We start from the raw sequence: 15,816 nt of genomic DNA, 5'->3' as shown, positions 1-15,816 counted from the left end.
AGCATTTTGCACGCCACAATGGGTATATTCTTTTTGGTATCTGTAGAAGCTGTCATTGTGCTGATTCTGCATGTACCGGGCACGTTAGATTTAATAATGAATGGCGCATTAGCAGGAGGAGCTTTTTCTAGCTTAGTTGTATTGTGTGTGACCAACCACCTAAATACAATCATAGCTACAATGGTAAATATGATGAACTTACTCATGAGGTTTCCTTTTTGAGTAAAATATGAATTACTTCACCTAAAAGGAATCCTAATATTTGCAAGTTTAAGAATGTTATAACCCAGATACGTTTATATAGAACTGCCCGTTATTATCATCAGTTTTCTGTATTCGGTAAGTTATTGGTAAAGAGTTTTGCAGATCAGGTTTTGTGAACGTTAAGTCAGCCGCACACTGATAAACATCAAGCCCTGATTCATGGCTTATTGTTCTGACATTTTCTACTGTAATCCGCACATCCTTATCCAGTGTCATGCTTTTTTCGATTGTCTTTCTGGCAATATCCACGACTAGTTTTTTTGCATCATCACTACTACATTTTGGCGTTTTCTCGCCGCAGCCAGCCAGCAAACCAGCAGCAATTAATACCAGAAGTATTGCTCTTTTCATCTGTAGTTCCTTCATTAGTAAACGATACTTTTACTTCTTATTAAATTGACCATCCATTGTGCCTGCCGCAGAAGCCCCGCAGTATCCTTCGCAACCACGAGTCATTACGCTGGTCTTGCCGTTATTCAGTTCACTGATTATTGCGACACACTGGGTGGTATTATCATTCCAGACCCAGCGACGCTTCTGGTTTTCTCCAGCAGCTATTTGCTGTGCCGTACCATCCATATTGCATACGCCCGAACCATCCCCCGTTGAGGCATTAATGTTGAATTCAGCATTGCCCTTTCCCGGATTCAGGGTTAGAACCGCTCCGGGTTTTACGTACTGCGCTGCTGCGACAGGTAGCGTCATGGCTGCCATCAATAAGGCCAACAGTTTTCTATTCATTAATTAATTCCCTGTTAAGTGATACGGATGTTTTTGGTGATTTTCCCCAGTGCCAGCGGTCTGCTTTTTTCCACAAAGAAATAAACGACGTTGAATGCGGACTTGCGATGATTCCCTCGACCAAGAGATGGCCAATTGCGGAAAGATTCGATCTGTTCTTCTGAGTAGGGCGTGTCAGAGAAGTCAAACAGCACAAGTAAGGCTTTGCCGTCATGCTTCATCAACTTCTTAACTTCTGTACTGTTGACCGTCGCAGAGACATTCGAACGTGCCGCAGTTGGTTTACGTACTGCAAACTCAACGGCTACATCATCAATGACAAAATCAATGTAACCGTGACCGGATACAGTTCCTGGCAGCTTGCTTTTGACTTCCGGTGAGACGTTATCTGCAAACCAACCTAGTAAATAGCAGCGCACTAATGGCAGTAATTCCCGCTCGCTACATTCATTCAGACGTAGTGTTTTGACAAATTCTCGCCGGTAAAGAGAGCTGAAAAAGTACTCAAAGCAATCCGTTATCTCAGTAATGGTGGTTGCCACAATGTTCTCCTTTATTGTCCACCTTTGCTCGGCTGCTCCACAGAGGGGGCTTTCAATCTAGCCTAGTTGATTGGTTGTAGTTTTTTTTGTCTATAAAAGACATAAGTATCAATTTTATGTCCATTAGTGATGTTCATGCAAGAGTAAAAAAGCCCCAGAATTCCTCTTATGGACGTTCTGGAGATTAATGATGGTTAAACTGATGGCAGATTCAGCTGATAAGATGGTAGGACAGCGTATTCAGGCCAGACGTAAAGAAGCAGGGTTAACCGCTGCTGATCTTGCAGAGACTATCGATATCTCTCAACAACAACTTTCCCGCTATGAACGTGGAACGAATAAAATAAATATTGCTCATTTGGTCAAAATTGCCGTTGCTTTAAAAACTCCAATAAGCTGGTTCTTTATTGATTGTATGGAGGATTTAAATATTTCTGATATCCCGGTTAACTATGCCACTGGGCTTGACGTTGAATTAAAACGACGTCTCGAGCAAGTTTGGAATAAACTTGATAACACTAAGAGAAAAAGCTTAGTTATGTTTTTAGATGAGTTTATAAAATAATAACCAAATTAGTCCCTGAATGAAACTATTTGCATTAAAAGCATGACCCTGGTAAAATAACATTGCTGGATAGCGTCATATTGTCCAGTATCTGATACACACTGATAGCCAACTTAGCATTTCACTTTATTATTCCATCCTGATGGGAGGGCGCCTATCATCTAAACAGTCAGTATGGGCAATTATTTGTTTGTATCATCAATTCAAACGCATATTTACCGGAATAAAACGATGAGTGTTATCCATCAGGAAGGGCTAGCTATGCCCGTCGAACAGGAATTAATAAATATCATATTAAATGAAGCGGGAAATCCCCCGCAACATAAAGCCAGAATTACCGCTGTCAGTCTGTTATTTAAAGACCTGAGTTACAGCGCTGAAAAGGGCGGTTACCATCCTGTCGAAATACGGATTATTTCACGCAATGATGAATGGTATTTTGATTACATCACCGACTTCGGTTATATGGGGACGGTATACCCAGAACTGGAAAAGGAAATTGATATTAGCTGGAGTCAGCAATATGTCTTTCTTGCCCATGTTGGTGATCTGCCTGTTAACGCCGGAAGGGAGTTATTTGAACTCTGGCAATCCAACTTTATTCAGTATCACGCCATGAACGTCTACACTGTTACCGTCCTGTGGGAAAGCTAATCCCTCTGTACTAATTATTACTTTTTTATAGGAAATTATCTGTGACTGATAACAGAGGGATACGTGCGTCTCAACAGGGCGAACTGGACTGTCTTTGCGGTGCTTATTGCGTGGTTAACATGCTGAGCTGGCTGTATGACGGCAGAGTGAAACGACGCCCCCTAATGAACCGGCTTATTCAGGCTTACCAGCAGCGCTGGCCTTTGCATGAGTGGCTGACTGAAGGGATTGAGGAAGACCGCTTAGACTGGCTGATGGCTAAGGTGTTGCAGAAAGGGTATTACAGCTGCCATTTCCCGGTTCAAATCACCAGACCCTTCGCAGGGAAGCGGGGATTAACAGACGGGCGGCTTTTCAGGGAAATGCAGCGGTTTCTGGACGTCACTGACTACTCCCGCCTGATTATGCTCAGCGACCAGTTTCACTGGTCCCTTCTGGTCAAAATAGATGAAGAAACGCTCTGTTTCTTCGACAGCAACGGGCGAACCACCATGCCCCGTAAAGCTTTCTCCCTGCGTACTGGCGTAACCCGCCGCCAGCTGTTTCCCGACGCCATTTACTTCATTGAACGGGAGTTCTGAAATGACCATGTTTACTCAGCGTGAAACCCGTATCCTCGACCAGGCGCGTGACATTATCAGCCGGTACTACCAGCGTGGCGTTCAACTCTGTTCCCCTGATGATGTTCGACGGTGCGTGATGGTTGAGCTGGCACCGCTTGAACATGAAGAGTTTGGCATCATCCTGCTCGATAATAAGAATCAGCTGCTGCACCGCGAAATCCTGTTCAGGGGGACGTTAAACTCGGTCAGCGTTCACCCCCGTGAAGTTATCAAACGCGTGCTGAAACATAATGCCGCCGCAGTCATCCTTGTCCACAACCATCCCAGCGGCGAGCCTGAGCCCAGCCGTTGCGATATCAAGTTGACTAAAAAGCTTCAGGAGCTACTCGAAATGCTGGATGTGCGGTTACTTGATCACTTTATTGTGGCAGGAACTGAAACGGTGTCGATGGCTGAACGGGGGCTGGTGTGATGCTGAAAGTTACCTGGTTTAATGTACGTTATTGCGGGTTAAACGTATGAGAAGGGCTGCGTTACGTCAGATTCAGCCAGTGGTGCAAACTACCGTGTTCGATGCGTATATCAACGGCCTTGCTCCCTCAGGGAGGCGGGGTATCACCAGCCTGTTAAACCGCAGCGCCGGCATACTTAAACGCGGTGCGGATGCAGCAGTTTATCCGTGGGAACAACTTAACTACCCAGCCGTCGCTAAAGTACGTGCGGCACTGCTGGATGACGGTTACGCCGTGTCATCGGTCAATATGGCGCTGTCAGCACTGCGGGGCGTGGCGCAGACGGCTTTTAATCTCAATTGCATGAATGCCGAAACTCTGGCCCGAATCCGGTCAGTGAAGCGCGTGAGCGGCGATATCCAGCGTAAGGGAAGGGCATTAGACAAGCAGGAAATCCGGGCGCTGATTCAGGTCGCTAAACAGCATCCGCAACCGGCACGGCGCTGCCGTGATGCCGCTATTGTGCTGACACTTTGCGGAACGGGGCTGCGGGCCGGTGAACTGGTTAAACTTGAGCGCCGGGACTATGACAACGGCATCCTGACAGTCAGGCAAGGGAAGGGGCGCAAATACCGCGAAATTCATGTGGCGGATACAGTAGATAAGGCTATCCGCGCATGGTTGAAAGTTGGCGCAGACGAGGCTCACAGCGCACTGTTCAGCCGAATTCAGCGCAACGGTAAGGTCGCAAGCCAGCCGCTGACTACGACCGGGTTGACGGGTATCCTGGCTGATTTACAGCAGACGTCAGGTATTGCACGTTTCACCCCACATGACATGCGGCGCACCTTCATCACTCGTTTACTGGAGCAGGGCGTGGATATCAACACCGTCCGCCAACTGGCAGGCCACAGCGACATATCCACGACAACCCGCTATGACTGTCGTGGTGAGAGCATGAAAGTCAGCGCCAGCAAACGCATCAGGTGTTTTTAGCTTTTGAGCCTTTTCCAGACGCGGCTTTAGTTTTATCTTCAGCACTCAACCGCGCGTACTTTTGATTCTGGACGTTAATCAGTGCATTGATATTTTCAGGCTGAAGTGCCCACGCAACATCCTCACGCGTCCATTCTTTACCGTCAGAAAGTCGTTTTAACCGGGGTTTCCATATTCCATACTCATTAAGTTTTTCTGCTACCGAAGCATATTTCTCACGATCTGACTCCCCCGTATGAAGCTTGTCAAAGCGACCTTTTACAAGCTGGTAAACAGTGTAGATTTCCAGTGCCTTAGGGGACCTGGCCGGGACTATCATGGGGTGTTCCTCCGACCTATAAATCCCGTTTAGCTCTCCCTCATTGAGCAGGTCATTAAACATGTGATTCACGCAGGCACTCAGCACATCCGCCGCTTTCTCTGCAGCGAATTTATCCGGGCTAAAACCCGCTCCCGTCAGTTTCCGGGCAATCAGTGCCAGCTTTTGCCGGGTATCCCGTCCGAGATAAAGCTTCTTCTCCAGAAATTCAAAGACCTCGTTACTGCTTTTCCGTTCCCGGTGGCATTTAGCGTCAGCCTTGTTGCTTTGGTTACCAATCATCGTCACCTCCGTGACAGTTATTAGTACGAAATATCATCATTGAGCCTCAGTGAACATTACTTCTTTATATGACCATTCTGGAGACAGAAATAGGTGCTCTCGAATGACGTCCACATGAAAGATCCTCTTAACGTGCTCAACGAAGGCATCGTTGAGTGAATCCTTGCGTTTTTTGATGGTTGTAAATAAAGCCTTCCAAAACAGCTCAAAGGAGCACAAGCATGAGCACCAACCGTATTTTACGTAAAAAAGAGGTTCTTCATATGACGGGGGTCACGTCAACAACGTTGTACCGACTCATTTCGAAAGGCGCTTTTACTTTGTCAAAGAAGCTAACGGGTGACAGTGGCCGGGCTATGGGCGGGCTAAAAAGCGATATCTATAACGGGGTTAACAGCCGCATGCAGGCGGGAGAGTAAAATGAAAGAGATAAAATCTAATACAAATTCTACGAAACAAAATTTAGTCCCCTGGTTTGAAACCATGGGGCAACAGTTGGGATTGTCAGAACGGACCATAAGTGCTGTACTGAAGGAAAATCAGTCGCGGATAAGGAAACTTAATAAGCGGTCAGCCCAGCATGTTTCTCGGTTGATTAAGGAAGGAAAATGGGATAATTACAAACAACCGAATTCTTACAGTCGACTGGCGATGATACTCCAGAGGTGTACGTATATTCCGTGTGGAAGTCTGGCTTGTGCGCATTGCTCTGCAGCAAAACAGTTACACAACCAGTCTCTAGATTTGTATGGCGTATACAGTGAACTGGGCCATAATACAGTTTTTCTTAATTTTAAAAGCCCCTGCTACCCATGGGAATTGAGTGAGGGCCAACTGGTTAATCTACATGATCCCTCATGGCATGTATAAAACCGGTCAGAGGCTGTTCATGAGATAATTAACGCCCCTAAGGCAAAGCATCCCCGCTGATAATTCCAGCAGCGGGGATGTTCCGACAAAAGGTAACGACTAGACTGAGAGGGGTAGAAATTTTAGCTCATTCCAGCAATATGCAGCCAAGAATAAAATCGCTGTTTTCGGAAGGGTAAATATCTATCCATTGGGAGACTAAAGTCGACGTATAAAGACAGCTATACCGCATATATTTTCATTGATATCAGGCATGTCGCTGGCGTTATTATCGGATGGTCTTCGAGGCTTGTAATGGTGTTTTTTTGTTGTCGGAAAAGAGATCTTTATACATGTGGTTTACAAATGCGCTTAAGATATCTGCAGCTTTTTCTGCATCAAAATTATGTACATTAAAGCCTTCACCTGTCATTTCCTGGGCAATCAGTGCCAGTTTATGTCTGGTATCCCTTCCCAGATAAAGCTCCTTCTGAAGAAAATCAAATATCTTGTTATGGCTCATCCGCTCACGGTGACATACCGCATCCGCATTCCTACTCTTCTCTCTCATCGTCATCTCCAAATCTATCCTTTAGGTTAATTTATCACCATTGAGCCTCAGTGGGTGTGGCGTGATTTAATGGTCATTATTGGGATGATTTATGTCGTCGCATGACGTACTAATTTCGAAAGAAAGCCAAAGATTGACGTCTGGAGCTCAATCCGAAGCAAATCCTTGAGATTTTTCATGCTTGTAAATAGCGCCGCTCCTGAAACAGCTCAAAGGAGCACAAGCATGAACACCAACCGTATTCTCCGCAAAAAAGAAGTTCTTAACCTGACCGGGATCTCATCCGCGACGTTGTACCGACTCATAGCTAAAGGAGACTTTCCTAAATCTAAGAAGCTGACTGGTGATAGCGGTCGGGCTGTGGGCTGGGGAGCAAATGAAATTCAAAACTGGATTGAGTCGCGCGGGATTAGCAATACGCAGTGATCTGTAAGCCTTATCCAACCCCTGACATACCAATCATATAACCAGTAACAGTGATGATACCTGCATATGAAAGAGGGGATCACTGTTGCTGCTATGCACTATCGGAACAGAATATGACGCAACAATTTAATCGTGAACGGGTGACATCCTTACGTGACAAAACCTCACTTGGAGTTAATGGTGCAGGCCAGTCTACGCATGGAAGTATAGACAAAATAGCATGGGTAACGGACATGCATGACTGGGAAGAGAATCAGATACTCAGACAGCGTTTGTTTGGCCTAGCTTCAGGTGGGGGCTACCAGATCAAAGTTCGACCGGCTGGTAAGTATGAGTGTGGCGGGCACTATCGTCATGTAGTCGAGATCCGACTGAAAGCTAAATCGCGCAAACACCCCATATTGCTGGCAATCCATTTTGACCCAACCAGCAGACAGCGTGGGTTTCTGAGAGCAGAGCTTAGCCCCCAGCATTACTCACCGCTACAGATAACGGATTTGTTTCTTTGGCTGGGGCGGAAGGGACGCATCGGCAAGTATCTATATCGGGGATTACGTAATGCCTGGATAACAACTATCCACTACGCGCTGGATGTAGTGGGAATGAGGCTCCACGACTATTTAATCCGGCTGGTTGGTGCAAGGAGCGGCGACTTTAATGATTTGCATGGAGAGCAGGAAGGGTTACGGCTGGGGTCTACGACTATCGTCGCGTCAATATACGAAAAGGCCGATGCTCCGGGTCTGGCAACTGAGAGAAGGTATGAACAGGCTGTCCTTCTACTTGATGAGCAACAGTTTCGGCGGTTTCTGCGACTGGAATTGCGTTTATCACCCGGCAAGCAAAAGCTCATGCTTAACAACCTGCTAAACATGGAGAATTTGGTATCTAAACTCGCATTTTATGATCGTAATGCGCTGGTAGATTCCGAACTTGAGCCTGATTTTTCTCGCCTGCTACGTGAGTATGTTCCTTACCCGGTTGCCAGAGCGGATTACCAACCATCAGCGACCCTGAATGGTAAGCAGGTCAGCCCAGCGAAAAAAGCTGCTGATAAGCGCGTTGATAAACTCATGGAGCGCTATCGTGTTGAATTATTCGATTCAGAGGCTATATGGGCTATGTTACCGCTTGTGGTGGAAAAACTTGGGATTCTCGCGCAACCGCAATACTGGCAATTTAAGCATCGCCAGAAGTGGCTTCAGTTGCGACTGAAAGACGGGTAATTGTGGTTGGGCAGGGATGCCGTTTGCTTCAAAGCATGAAAATGGAGGACATGTTAAATCAGAAACCTGAAAGATGACGGTTTTAAACCACCCATTGTTGCAGAATTTTGGTGTGACAGACCAGCTAATTACCGCTGCTGTTTAGTGTCAGATTTGCACCTCGTACAATGGTAGGGGGAAACCGCCGATGGTTTTTTATTCCAAACATCGGCTTTAGTACCCTGATATTAACCGCAGGGATTAACGATTCTACCCATAGCACAGGATCCCTGTTTGTATTTACGATTCTGTATTTTTGTCAATTACATCGGTTAAAGCATTCCTCAAGGTAGTTATCAGGTATAACTCTATAATGATCACTATATAGTATGTATATGTCACTGCCATATTAATAGTGATAATCAGCAGCAGCGGAAATAGAGCGAGAAGAGCGTGAGTGTTATGAGTATGTTGGTAATATGAAAAAAAATTGGCCTTCATTAAGGTATTCGTAATTGATGTTGTAAAAAACAACTGTGTTTCTTGTGTTATGCAACTTTCAATCACGAGGTGTTCTGTGAAATATTCTGTGGGTTATATTATTAAGCGTGGTATTCTTGTTACACTCGATACTTATAATAATTTCATTGAGGATGTACATAACATACCTTTCATTGGGAAAGATGGTCGCCAGTCTCCCTCATACTATCTGGATATTCAACGGTTTTTGCAGCATCTGATTTGTAATAACTTTCTTTATGCTAAAGACACCCCGGAGGATAATCCATGGACGCAATACTCGCCAATATACAATAAGCTGGGGAAAAAGGAATTACCGTTTGTATTCAAACAGGATAAGTATCTGTGTTGTGACCGGGCGTTAGAGCTGCTGAAAGAGGCCGGAATTATTGATATTAAAAAACACTCTTATGGGAATGGGAAAAGCCGTACTTTTGCTTTGTCCAAGGCATACCTAAAACGCTGGTTTGAAGTTTCGCCTGATGATTACAAGCAGCGCGATGACCGTTACATTTATCTGTCTGTGGGTAAGCGTGTTCGTGACGTCAAGATCATGACGGAGGAACAACTGATCCACAAAGCGTTATCGCACTTTAATAAGCCCCGCCATGCTACGCGGCACGTATCCCGTGAAACTCAGCAATATATGCGTCAAGTGTATCTCAACATGGGGGCGTTGCGTATCAACCTTGATAAGCTACAGGCCTACGTTCCTGAAAACGAAAGGGATGCTGCTCTGAAGTCTCACTTCCTCCAGCATCTGGCTGAGCGTGGTTGCAGGATGGTTTCAAGTGTTCCATTGGTGGTTGAATATTTCCCTGAATACAAACTGGCAGAGCGGGGAACTCGTTCATTTGAGAAGAATGGCGGCTTTCAGGCGTTAAAGGCAGCGATCAAATGGGAAGTTGTTGTGGGTATTAACTACGACATCAAAAGCAGTCAACTGACTATTCTGAAACATGAACTGGAGCGATACGGCATCAAATGTAAGCGGCTGGGAAAGATCACCAAGAAGAAGGTCATGCGCAGGTTCAATGTTGATCAAAAAGCTGCTAAGTTGCTTATCTATACTCTGATTTACTCACTTGGAGAGTTTCGTAAGCACAAAGACAGCGCTGCATTTCGTAAGCTTTGTGATTTGTATGGCTACAGCGAAGCGGTGAAAAAGGCCGATGAGTGGATTGAGTTTGTTCGGCCAGTGAGAAGGGCACTTAACAAGTTGGTGGCGCGTTATCTTGATGAGCATGTTAATTGCCCCGGTCGTGGCTGGGCCATACGTAATGCCGTTCGTCAGTCTTTTATGGTTAAACCTGACAAGATCACTGCGAGTGTTCGTCGGTGTTTGTTGTCCCATATGATTCAGGGTATTGAGAGTAAGGCGGTGTATGAAGCAGTGCTGGCTAATCCCGGTGTATGCAGTTCGATTGAGCATGATGGGATGGTGAGTAACTGTGAGATATGCTGGAATCACCCTTATCTTGAATTGAAGACAAAACATTAATCTAATCTTGACCCGCCATCTTCATACAACCATTCAACATTACCTATAAAGATGTGGCAGCGCGTAAACTTAGGAAGTCAGATGTGATGCGCCGGAAGCTGCTGTCGCACATATTAAAGGGGCTGGAAAGTCAGTCTGTATACGATTATGTTGCCAGCCATAAGGGCGTTTGCGCACTGGAGCACGATGGGTTTGTTTCATATGAGGAGGTTACTGAATGGTCCCATCCATATCTTTTGATTGAGCGGAAGCAATAGATAAAAATTAACACTTTATTACTTTGTCATTTAAACATGAAAAATGAGAGTTTATTCTTAATTGAAATAATGTTTTTGTAATTATACCCTTTCAATATCAAAGGGGTATGATTTTGTTTAATGAGAAAGTGATAATATTATTGATGAGATTCAAAAATTGAATTCCTTTGTTGTTACTGTTTTTGATTTAGGTGATCGTCATGCCTGTACCTAAATCTTATTAACTATAAAGGGTTGTTTGTGAACTTTTAAGGATATCTAATGGTGTTTTGTGCTATTGTGGTCTGAAAAAAAATGTGTGATAATTGCTTACTTAATCAATTAACTTTGATGTGTGGTGTTTTATGTTAGATATGTATTCAAATACTTCTCTGCAAGGATATTTTACTAACGCTGAAGATATTAAACAAACTATGTTACAACTGTTTGGGGATATCTCTGGGGAAAAAATTCTAGAGCCTTGTTTTGGAGAGGGGGCCTTTCTAAAAGGACTCATTGGTGTTCCACGAAAAATAGATGCAATTGATGTTGATGAAAAACACTTTTCGTCACCACCTCAAATAGATTTTTGCAATTTTATTCATTTGGATTTTATCGATTATCATGTTAATCCAGATAAGTATAACAAAGATATCATTGCTACAGATTATGACGGGGTCATTTGTAATCCTCCATACGGTTTGAAATTTACTCAGGAGTATAGGAAGGTAATCAAGAACGCTTTTCCTGAAGTTTATGCTAGGGAATCTTATGGTCTGTTTTTTTATTTTTCATTGTTGAAATTGAAACCTAATGGACATTATGTATTTATAATTCCAGATACCTTTTTATCAAGTCGCAATCTTACTTTTTTACGGCGTTTTATTGTTGATTTTGCAGCTCCAGAATATATTCTAAAGTTCAAAAGTAAACGATTCGAATCTGTAAATTTTGGATATGGTAATCTTTGCATCATTTCTGGTTTTAAACGGAAGTTGGGTGATGAAGACATTGTTAAAGTTATTGATGAAAATTCCATTGATAGAACATTACTGCAAAGTTTAGATTCTGGAGTGTGCATCGAAGGTAAAAAATTTCGAGAATCAGTTAAAGAAGCATGGATTTTTGGCCAGGATTATCATCAAGATGATTTTTCAAGTGATATAACTTTAGGCGATATTGCTGATTGTAAAACAGGAATATATACAGGTGATAATGAGAGATTCTGTGGGTTCGATGAAAATAATCCACCAAGCCGAATTAACGGTCACCCTATAAGTCTGGAATCTATTAAGGTTGAATTAGATGAAAATGAGAAGAAAAACGGATTAATTGGTACGCAACGGTATGTGAAATTTATCCGCGGAGGACACAGGAAACCATTAGAAAAAACAAGTCATGGGCTTTTATGGACACCTGAGTCTATAAAATTTTATGCTACAGATAAAAAGGCACGTCTTCAAAATAGAACTTTTTACTTCAAAAAAGGTTTAGCTGTACCAATGGTTACCTCAGGGAGGATTTCAGCATCGTTATTTGACAATGCGGTATTTGATCAAGGTGTTGTTGGGGTTTTCCCAAAAAAAGAAATATATACAGCCTTACTTTTGATTTATTTAAATAGTGAATTTGCAACTAAGCAGAAAAACTTGGTTGCTCCTGGTGCTAATAATTCTGCCAATTATCTTAAAAAGATGAAGATACCAAATTTTAAATCCGATGATTTAAACAGAGCTCAAAAGATTCTTGAACAGGCAATCATCAAAGGCTGGGATGAAACTGACACGATCAGAAAAGAATTTATGAATAGTTTAATCGCCGGTTAATGTAAAAGCCCTTTAGCAACTAAAGGGCTTTTTAATATTACCATTTCAAATAGTGAGTTAGATTGTTTTGAGTTAAGTATTGCCAAAACTGAGGTGATAGATCATTTTCAAAATCTATTGCATTCTCACGTATATCCGATATTCCAGAACCTGTTAATTCGTCTATTTTTCTATACGTGCTGTCACCACAATGAACTTCCCAAAGATTACTTCTTTTTATTTTCTCTAGATAATTATTGTTTTCTTCTTGGCGAACTAAGAATAAAAGTGTTACTTTAGGATCCCAGTGTTTATAGGCTTGTCCTACGGCAAGCAATCTTAATGTATTACCTTTCTCGTTAGAACCAAAACCACTTTTAAAATCGATGATATAGTTGTTAGAACCTATTTTAAACATCTCATCTTCAATCATATTAATATCACCAACTAAGTTAAAAATGGTATTGGTAATATTAATGACATTTGCTTTTTCATCTGCGTTAGAAATAATGTTGTTTATGCTTGATGTAAAGGCATTTTGCACTTGGCTGAAATGAGGTGCTTCAATTCGTTTGAGATTTGGCATGGTTGTATAATCCCACGCAGCTTTGCAGAATCGCTCCCATAACTCACCATTTCTTCGTGAAAACGACATATATTCATAGGGCCAAAGCTGTTGCCTCATTTCTAAACTGAAAACTGTATAGCAATATTGAACTAGCATGTAAAATTTTGCAACATCTTCAATGCTTAAAGCATATTTTCTTCTTAATTCATAACCTATTTCTGTTTTTAGTACATCAATACTACTCTGCATAGCTTTTGTTTTAAGGTTGACAGTTATATTTTTTTTCTTAATATCTTCAAGTATCGGTGCTCCTTTTGTGTGGAAATAAGTGAAAATCTCATCTTTTAAGTTTTTATAGTCCATTCTTTTAGATCCTATCAATAAAATAGCTAGTATTATAACCTATATTTTGCGTTAGAAGAAATAATAAAATTATATATTTTAAGGATATTATAATGACCTTATAGATCATCAGAGGTTTCATCTCTCTTAAAATAAAAGGTAGTATATAGAACTATGTTTAAATAATAAAACGGTTGAATGAGTATCAGGACCTGAGCGGTACCGGAGTCGTACGCTATAATAAAATATGGAGTTGGGTATGAGCGTGTCATATGTTGCTCATCTGCATGGCATAAATGCTAGCTGGAGCTTTAAATGGAGAAAATAGTATGAAGAAGTTCCACTGATTGCTGTCACTACTGGTGAGGAAGTGGCTCCGGACTCCAAACGGTCTAGTGGCATTAGGCAATTTGCAGTCTTCAACGCCTATTAGGTAAAAAAGCGATTAAATCCGAAGTACTAAAATAGGTGGTGAAGTTCAGTCGGGAAAAAATGGATTGCGCATGCGCAACTGAATACTAGGAATCGCTGGCGGATAACGGTTTAGTTAGCGGAGCGTATGAAATACGGGCATTTTCCCGTATGCTGGGCTTGAGCCATGCACATCAGTAGTGAGGAACCCGGAAAGCAACGGTATAGCAGAAAGCTTCGTGAATTACATCAGCGTCATGTCTAAACCGGACTGTGGGGCGCTGTGCTAAATCTGGCGGTGGCGTTCATTCATTATACGAACATCATTCACACAGTGCGCTGGGATATTGATCGCCACAGGAATATATACTATGAAAGCTATCACGATCATAAGAGAGCAAAGATGTCTGGGTATATAGAGGCGAATCCATATTACACTACCTATGAGAATAGATAGTTAAATAAATGTAGATATAAGGGGGGTTTTTATAATCATCAATGAAGAATCTTTGCTGAACAATATATATACACCAATGAGCTAGGTATTTGGTATCATAACTCGCTGTAGCGTGAACTATTTCCTACTAAAACTAACCTCGACAACATTATCAGGGACATCATGACAGGGCTGAATTATTTCATGCTCAATGAAATCTCCCCATCTTAGAAACAGGTTCCGCAATTTCTCTGCTTGCTGACCAACTTGATAGGTTCTGATCAAGCGGTCTTTAGGGATGTGATTTAGAAGTAACTCGATCAACCGCTCAGGCGCATCCAGATATTCTGCGCAACCTGTGGCAACTGTTCGGCGCAGGTCGTGTGGAGAAAATGGGGCTGTTTCTGCCATATATTTTGTTCTCAACCGTTCGAGAGCACGAGTTATGGCATCGCCAGTGATGGGAAACCCTGGTTTGCTGACAGATTCGAATACCCAACCCCTTGTTGAAATGATGCGCTGTGTTTTCAGTAAGGCTAGAGTTAGTGGGTGCAGGGTCACAATATGACTTTTACCGTTTTTGGTTTCAGGTATTGTCCAGTGATCGCCATTAATTTGCTCCCAGCGCATATTTACTGCTTCAGAACGACGAACTCCTGTGAAAATAATGAGGCGTAATGCATTGGCAACAGCTTGGGAAAGGATAACGCTGGATGCGATACCTTGTCCTCCAGCGGCAATAGAACCACCACCATTTCCTGCTTCGTCTAATGCTTGCCATAACATTCGCAACTCGTCCCGCGGCAACCACCTCTCACGCGGTTTACCCATTGAGGCTCCAAACATCGCAGGCTTGAGTAAACGTGCTGGATTATGATCAATAAACCCCTGTAATGTTGCGTGATCAAGGGTCATGTTTAGCAAGATCAACCCTTTACGAACACCTTCAGCGCTGGTTTTCCTTACCCTAATGAAGTGTTCATAGATTAATGCTCGTGATAAATCACAGACCCTTACTGAACCTAAACCTTTTTCCAGATGACGACGAAATGTTCCCTCGTAATCTGACAGGGTACGTGCACCAATGGGCTTACTTTCCGCTCTGAAGGCCAGCCAGCTTTCCCACAATTGGGAGAAAATCGGCATTTGTTCGTTTTGTTGTTTTGTCGTTTTTCGGACGTAGCGTGGATCGATCCCTTGCTTAACCAACTCTACTGCTTCTGCATGCGCTTCACGCGCTTGAGCCAGCGTCATCGCAGGATAAGCACCCAAGGTGATTTTGATTTGTTTACCATTGAGATAAGGGCGATACAGCCAGCTCTTTGTTCGACTCCCTGATCGGGATTCTACTGATAATCCTGAACCGGCTTTTGACTTAACGCTGACGACAATACGTGCTTTCCCTTCGTCTGGCGTCAGGTTTGCTACCTGTCTGTCTTGGGTGATCATAGTTGCCATTTTGAACTCATCTCGCGTACTTGTTGGCGTACTTATATAGCATAATATAGAGTGAGGTTATATGGAACCAAATGAGACAATAAATTCATTAATTTATTGATATTAAGTATT

General features: G+C 42.9%; 17 protein-coding genes. 10 read left to right on the top strand and 7 right to left on the bottom strand.

Annotated elements, in window-relative coordinates; translation table 11 throughout:
- Positions 1-279 precede the first annotated feature (279 nt).
- From V6940_RS06630 to V6940_RS06620, 3 genes are read right to left on the bottom strand one after another with little or no spacing between them, the layout of a single operon-like run.
- Positions 280-615 (bottom strand): hypothetical protein, encoded by a 336-nt coding sequence (locus tag V6940_RS06630; protein ID WP_220423074.1) that lies wholly within the window; start codon positions 613-615, stop codon positions 280-282.
- A gap of 30 nt (positions 616-645) precedes the next feature.
- A complete protein-coding gene (locus tag V6940_RS06625; protein ID WP_220423073.1) occupies positions 646-1,005 on the bottom strand; it encodes an acyl-CoA dehydrogenase in 360 nt (119 codons plus the stop codon).
- Between the two features lie 14 nt (positions 1,006-1,019).
- Positions 1,020-1,547 (bottom strand): hypothetical protein, encoded by a 528-nt coding sequence (locus tag V6940_RS06620; RefSeq protein WP_220423072.1) that lies wholly within the window; start codon positions 1,545-1,547, stop codon positions 1,020-1,022.
- A 190-nt stretch (positions 1,548-1,737) separates the two neighbouring features.
- On the opposite strand from V6940_RS06620, the gene V6940_RS06615 reads away from it, so the two are divergent.
- The 5 genes from V6940_RS06615 (at position 1,738) to V6940_RS06595 (ending at position 4,777) form a co-directional block, all read left to right on the top strand.
- Complete coding sequence (locus tag V6940_RS06615) at positions 1,738-2,112, top strand: helix-turn-helix domain-containing protein (protein ID WP_333495328.1); 375 nt, start codon at positions 1,738-1,740, stop codon at positions 2,110-2,112.
- 261 nt (positions 2,113-2,373) lie between these two features.
- Positions 2,374-2,766: a DUF2787 family protein gene (locus tag V6940_RS06610; protein WP_220423084.1), complete on the top strand. Its 393-nt coding sequence runs from the start codon at positions 2,374-2,376 to the stop codon at positions 2,764-2,766.
- A gap of 119 nt (positions 2,767-2,885) precedes the next feature.
- A complete protein-coding gene (locus tag V6940_RS06605) occupies positions 2,886-3,347 on the top strand; it encodes a hypothetical protein (RefSeq protein WP_220423083.1) in 462 nt (153 codons plus the stop codon).
- A gap of 1 nt (position 3,348) precedes the next feature.
- On the top strand, positions 3,349-3,801 hold the full coding sequence (gene radC / locus V6940_RS06600; protein WP_333495288.1) for a RadC family protein: 453 nt from the start codon (positions 3,349-3,351) through the stop codon (positions 3,799-3,801).
- A gap of 46 nt (positions 3,802-3,847) precedes the next feature.
- On the top strand, positions 3,848-4,777 hold the full coding sequence (locus V6940_RS06595; protein WP_220423070.1) for a tyrosine-type recombinase/integrase: 930 nt from the start codon (positions 3,848-3,850) through the stop codon (positions 4,775-4,777).
- Here the strand turns inward: V6940_RS06595 and V6940_RS06590 are convergent.
- The gene (locus tag V6940_RS06590) at positions 4,764-5,378 is read right to left on the bottom strand and encodes a hypothetical protein (RefSeq protein ID WP_220423069.1); all 615 of its coding nucleotides are present in this window, start codon (positions 5,376-5,378) and stop codon (positions 4,764-4,766) included. The genes V6940_RS06595 and V6940_RS06590 overlap by 14 nt on opposite strands.
- A gap of 221 nt (positions 5,379-5,599) precedes the next feature.
- On the opposite strand from V6940_RS06590, the gene V6940_RS06585 reads away from it, so the two are divergent.
- On the top strand, positions 5,600-5,797 hold the full coding sequence (locus V6940_RS06585; protein ID WP_220423068.1) for a helix-turn-helix transcriptional regulator: 198 nt from the start codon (positions 5,600-5,602) through the stop codon (positions 5,795-5,797).
- A gap of 719 nt (positions 5,798-6,516) precedes the next feature.
- Here the strand turns inward: V6940_RS06585 and V6940_RS06580 are convergent.
- Positions 6,517-6,804, bottom strand: a complete 288-nt coding sequence (locus tag V6940_RS06580; protein WP_220422898.1) for a hypothetical protein — start codon at positions 6,802-6,804, stop codon at positions 6,517-6,519.
- A gap of 219 nt (positions 6,805-7,023) precedes the next feature.
- Here V6940_RS06580 and V6940_RS06575 point away from each other — a divergent pair, with 219 nt between their 5' ends.
- The 4 genes from V6940_RS06575 to V6940_RS06555 all read left to right on the top strand — a co-directional run bounded on the left by V6940_RS06575 (position 7,024) and on the right by V6940_RS06555 (position 12,511).
- Positions 7,024-7,224 carry a helix-turn-helix transcriptional regulator gene (locus tag V6940_RS06575; protein WP_220422899.1) on the top strand — a complete coding sequence of 67 codons (201 nt, stop codon included), beginning with the start codon at positions 7,024-7,026 and terminating at the stop codon, positions 7,222-7,224.
- Positions 7,225-7,337: 113 nt separating this feature from the next.
- Positions 7,338-8,450, top strand: coding sequence for a hypothetical protein (locus tag V6940_RS06570; protein WP_207292298.1), 1,113 nt, complete (start codon positions 7,338-7,340; stop codon positions 8,448-8,450).
- Positions 8,451-9,006: 556 nt separating this feature from the next.
- Positions 9,007-10,449, top strand: a complete 1,443-nt coding sequence (locus tag V6940_RS06565) for a hypothetical protein (protein WP_245005222.1) — start codon at positions 9,007-9,009, stop codon at positions 10,447-10,449.
- Positions 10,450-11,038: 589 nt separating this feature from the next.
- Positions 11,039-12,511 carry an Eco57I restriction-modification methylase domain-containing protein gene (locus V6940_RS06555; protein WP_312887893.1) on the top strand — a complete coding sequence of 491 codons (1,473 nt, stop codon included), beginning with the start codon at positions 11,039-11,041 and terminating at the stop codon, positions 12,509-12,511.
- 37 nt (positions 12,512-12,548) lie between these two features.
- Here V6940_RS06555 and V6940_RS06550 read toward each other — a convergent pair whose 3' ends face one another.
- Positions 12,549-13,421 carry a hypothetical protein gene (locus V6940_RS06550; protein ID WP_220422901.1) on the bottom strand — a complete coding sequence of 291 codons (873 nt, stop codon included), beginning with the start codon at positions 13,419-13,421 and terminating at the stop codon, positions 12,549-12,551.
- A gap of 964 nt (positions 13,422-14,385) precedes the next feature.
- Positions 14,386-15,705: a tyrosine-type recombinase/integrase gene (locus tag V6940_RS06540; RefSeq protein WP_220422902.1), complete on the bottom strand. Its 1,320-nt coding sequence runs from the start codon at positions 15,703-15,705 to the stop codon at positions 14,386-14,388.
- Positions 15,706-15,816 lie beyond the last annotated feature (111 nt).

Origin of the sequence: Kluyvera sp. CHPC 1.251, from assembly GCF_036759945.1 — a bacterium.
GTDB classification, from domain to species: Bacteria; Pseudomonadota; Gammaproteobacteria; order Enterobacterales; family Enterobacteriaceae; genus Kluyvera; species Kluyvera sichuanensis.
The sequence above is the reverse complement of the archived record's forward strand: the minus strand, read 5'-3'. Positions and strand labels throughout refer to the sequence as shown.

What these genes read in the sequence shown, in the direction of transcription:
- V6940_RS06590 (WP_220423069.1), bottom strand. Translation starts at nt 5,378, where the DNA reads ATGATTGGTAACCAAAGCAACAAGGCTGACGCTAAATGCCACCGGGAA.
- radC (WP_333495288.1), top strand. Translation starts at nt 3,349, where the DNA reads ATGACCATGTTTACTCAGCGTGAAACCCGTATCCTCGACCAGGCGCGT.
- V6940_RS06540 (WP_220422902.1), bottom strand. Translation starts at nt 15,705, where the DNA reads ATGGCAACTATGATCACCCAAGACAGACAGGTAGCAAACCTGACGCCA.
- V6940_RS06585 (WP_220423068.1), top strand. Translation starts at nt 5,600, where the DNA reads ATGAGCACCAACCGTATTTTACGTAAAAAAGAGGTTCTTCATATGACG.
- V6940_RS06610 (WP_220423084.1), top strand. Translation starts at nt 2,374, where the DNA reads ATGCCCGTCGAACAGGAATTAATAAATATCATATTAAATGAAGCGGGA.
- V6940_RS06605 (WP_220423083.1), top strand. Translation starts at nt 2,886, where the DNA reads ATGCTGAGCTGGCTGTATGACGGCAGAGTGAAACGACGCCCCCTAATG.
- V6940_RS06615 (WP_333495328.1), top strand. Translation starts at nt 1,738, where the DNA reads ATGGTTAAACTGATGGCAGATTCAGCTGATAAGATGGTAGGACAGCGT.
- V6940_RS06630 (WP_220423074.1), bottom strand. Translation starts at nt 615, where the DNA reads ATGAAAAGAGCAATACTTCTGGTATTAATTGCTGCTGGTTTGCTGGCT.
- V6940_RS06580 (WP_220422898.1), bottom strand. Translation starts at nt 6,804, where the DNA reads ATGACGATGAGAGAGAAGAGTAGGAATGCGGATGCGGTATGTCACCGT.
- V6940_RS06550 (WP_220422901.1), bottom strand. Translation starts at nt 13,421, where the DNA reads ATGGACTATAAAAACTTAAAAGATGAGATTTTCACTTATTTCCACACA.
- V6940_RS06575 (WP_220422899.1), top strand. Translation starts at nt 7,024, where the DNA reads ATGAACACCAACCGTATTCTCCGCAAAAAAGAAGTTCTTAACCTGACC.
- V6940_RS06570 (WP_207292298.1), top strand. Translation starts at nt 7,338, where the DNA reads ATGACGCAACAATTTAATCGTGAACGGGTGACATCCTTACGTGACAAA.
- V6940_RS06625 (WP_220423073.1), bottom strand. Translation starts at nt 1,005, where the DNA reads ATGAATAGAAAACTGTTGGCCTTATTGATGGCAGCCATGACGCTACCT.
- V6940_RS06595 (WP_220423070.1), top strand. Translation starts at nt 3,848, where the DNA reads ATGAGAAGGGCTGCGTTACGTCAGATTCAGCCAGTGGTGCAAACTACC.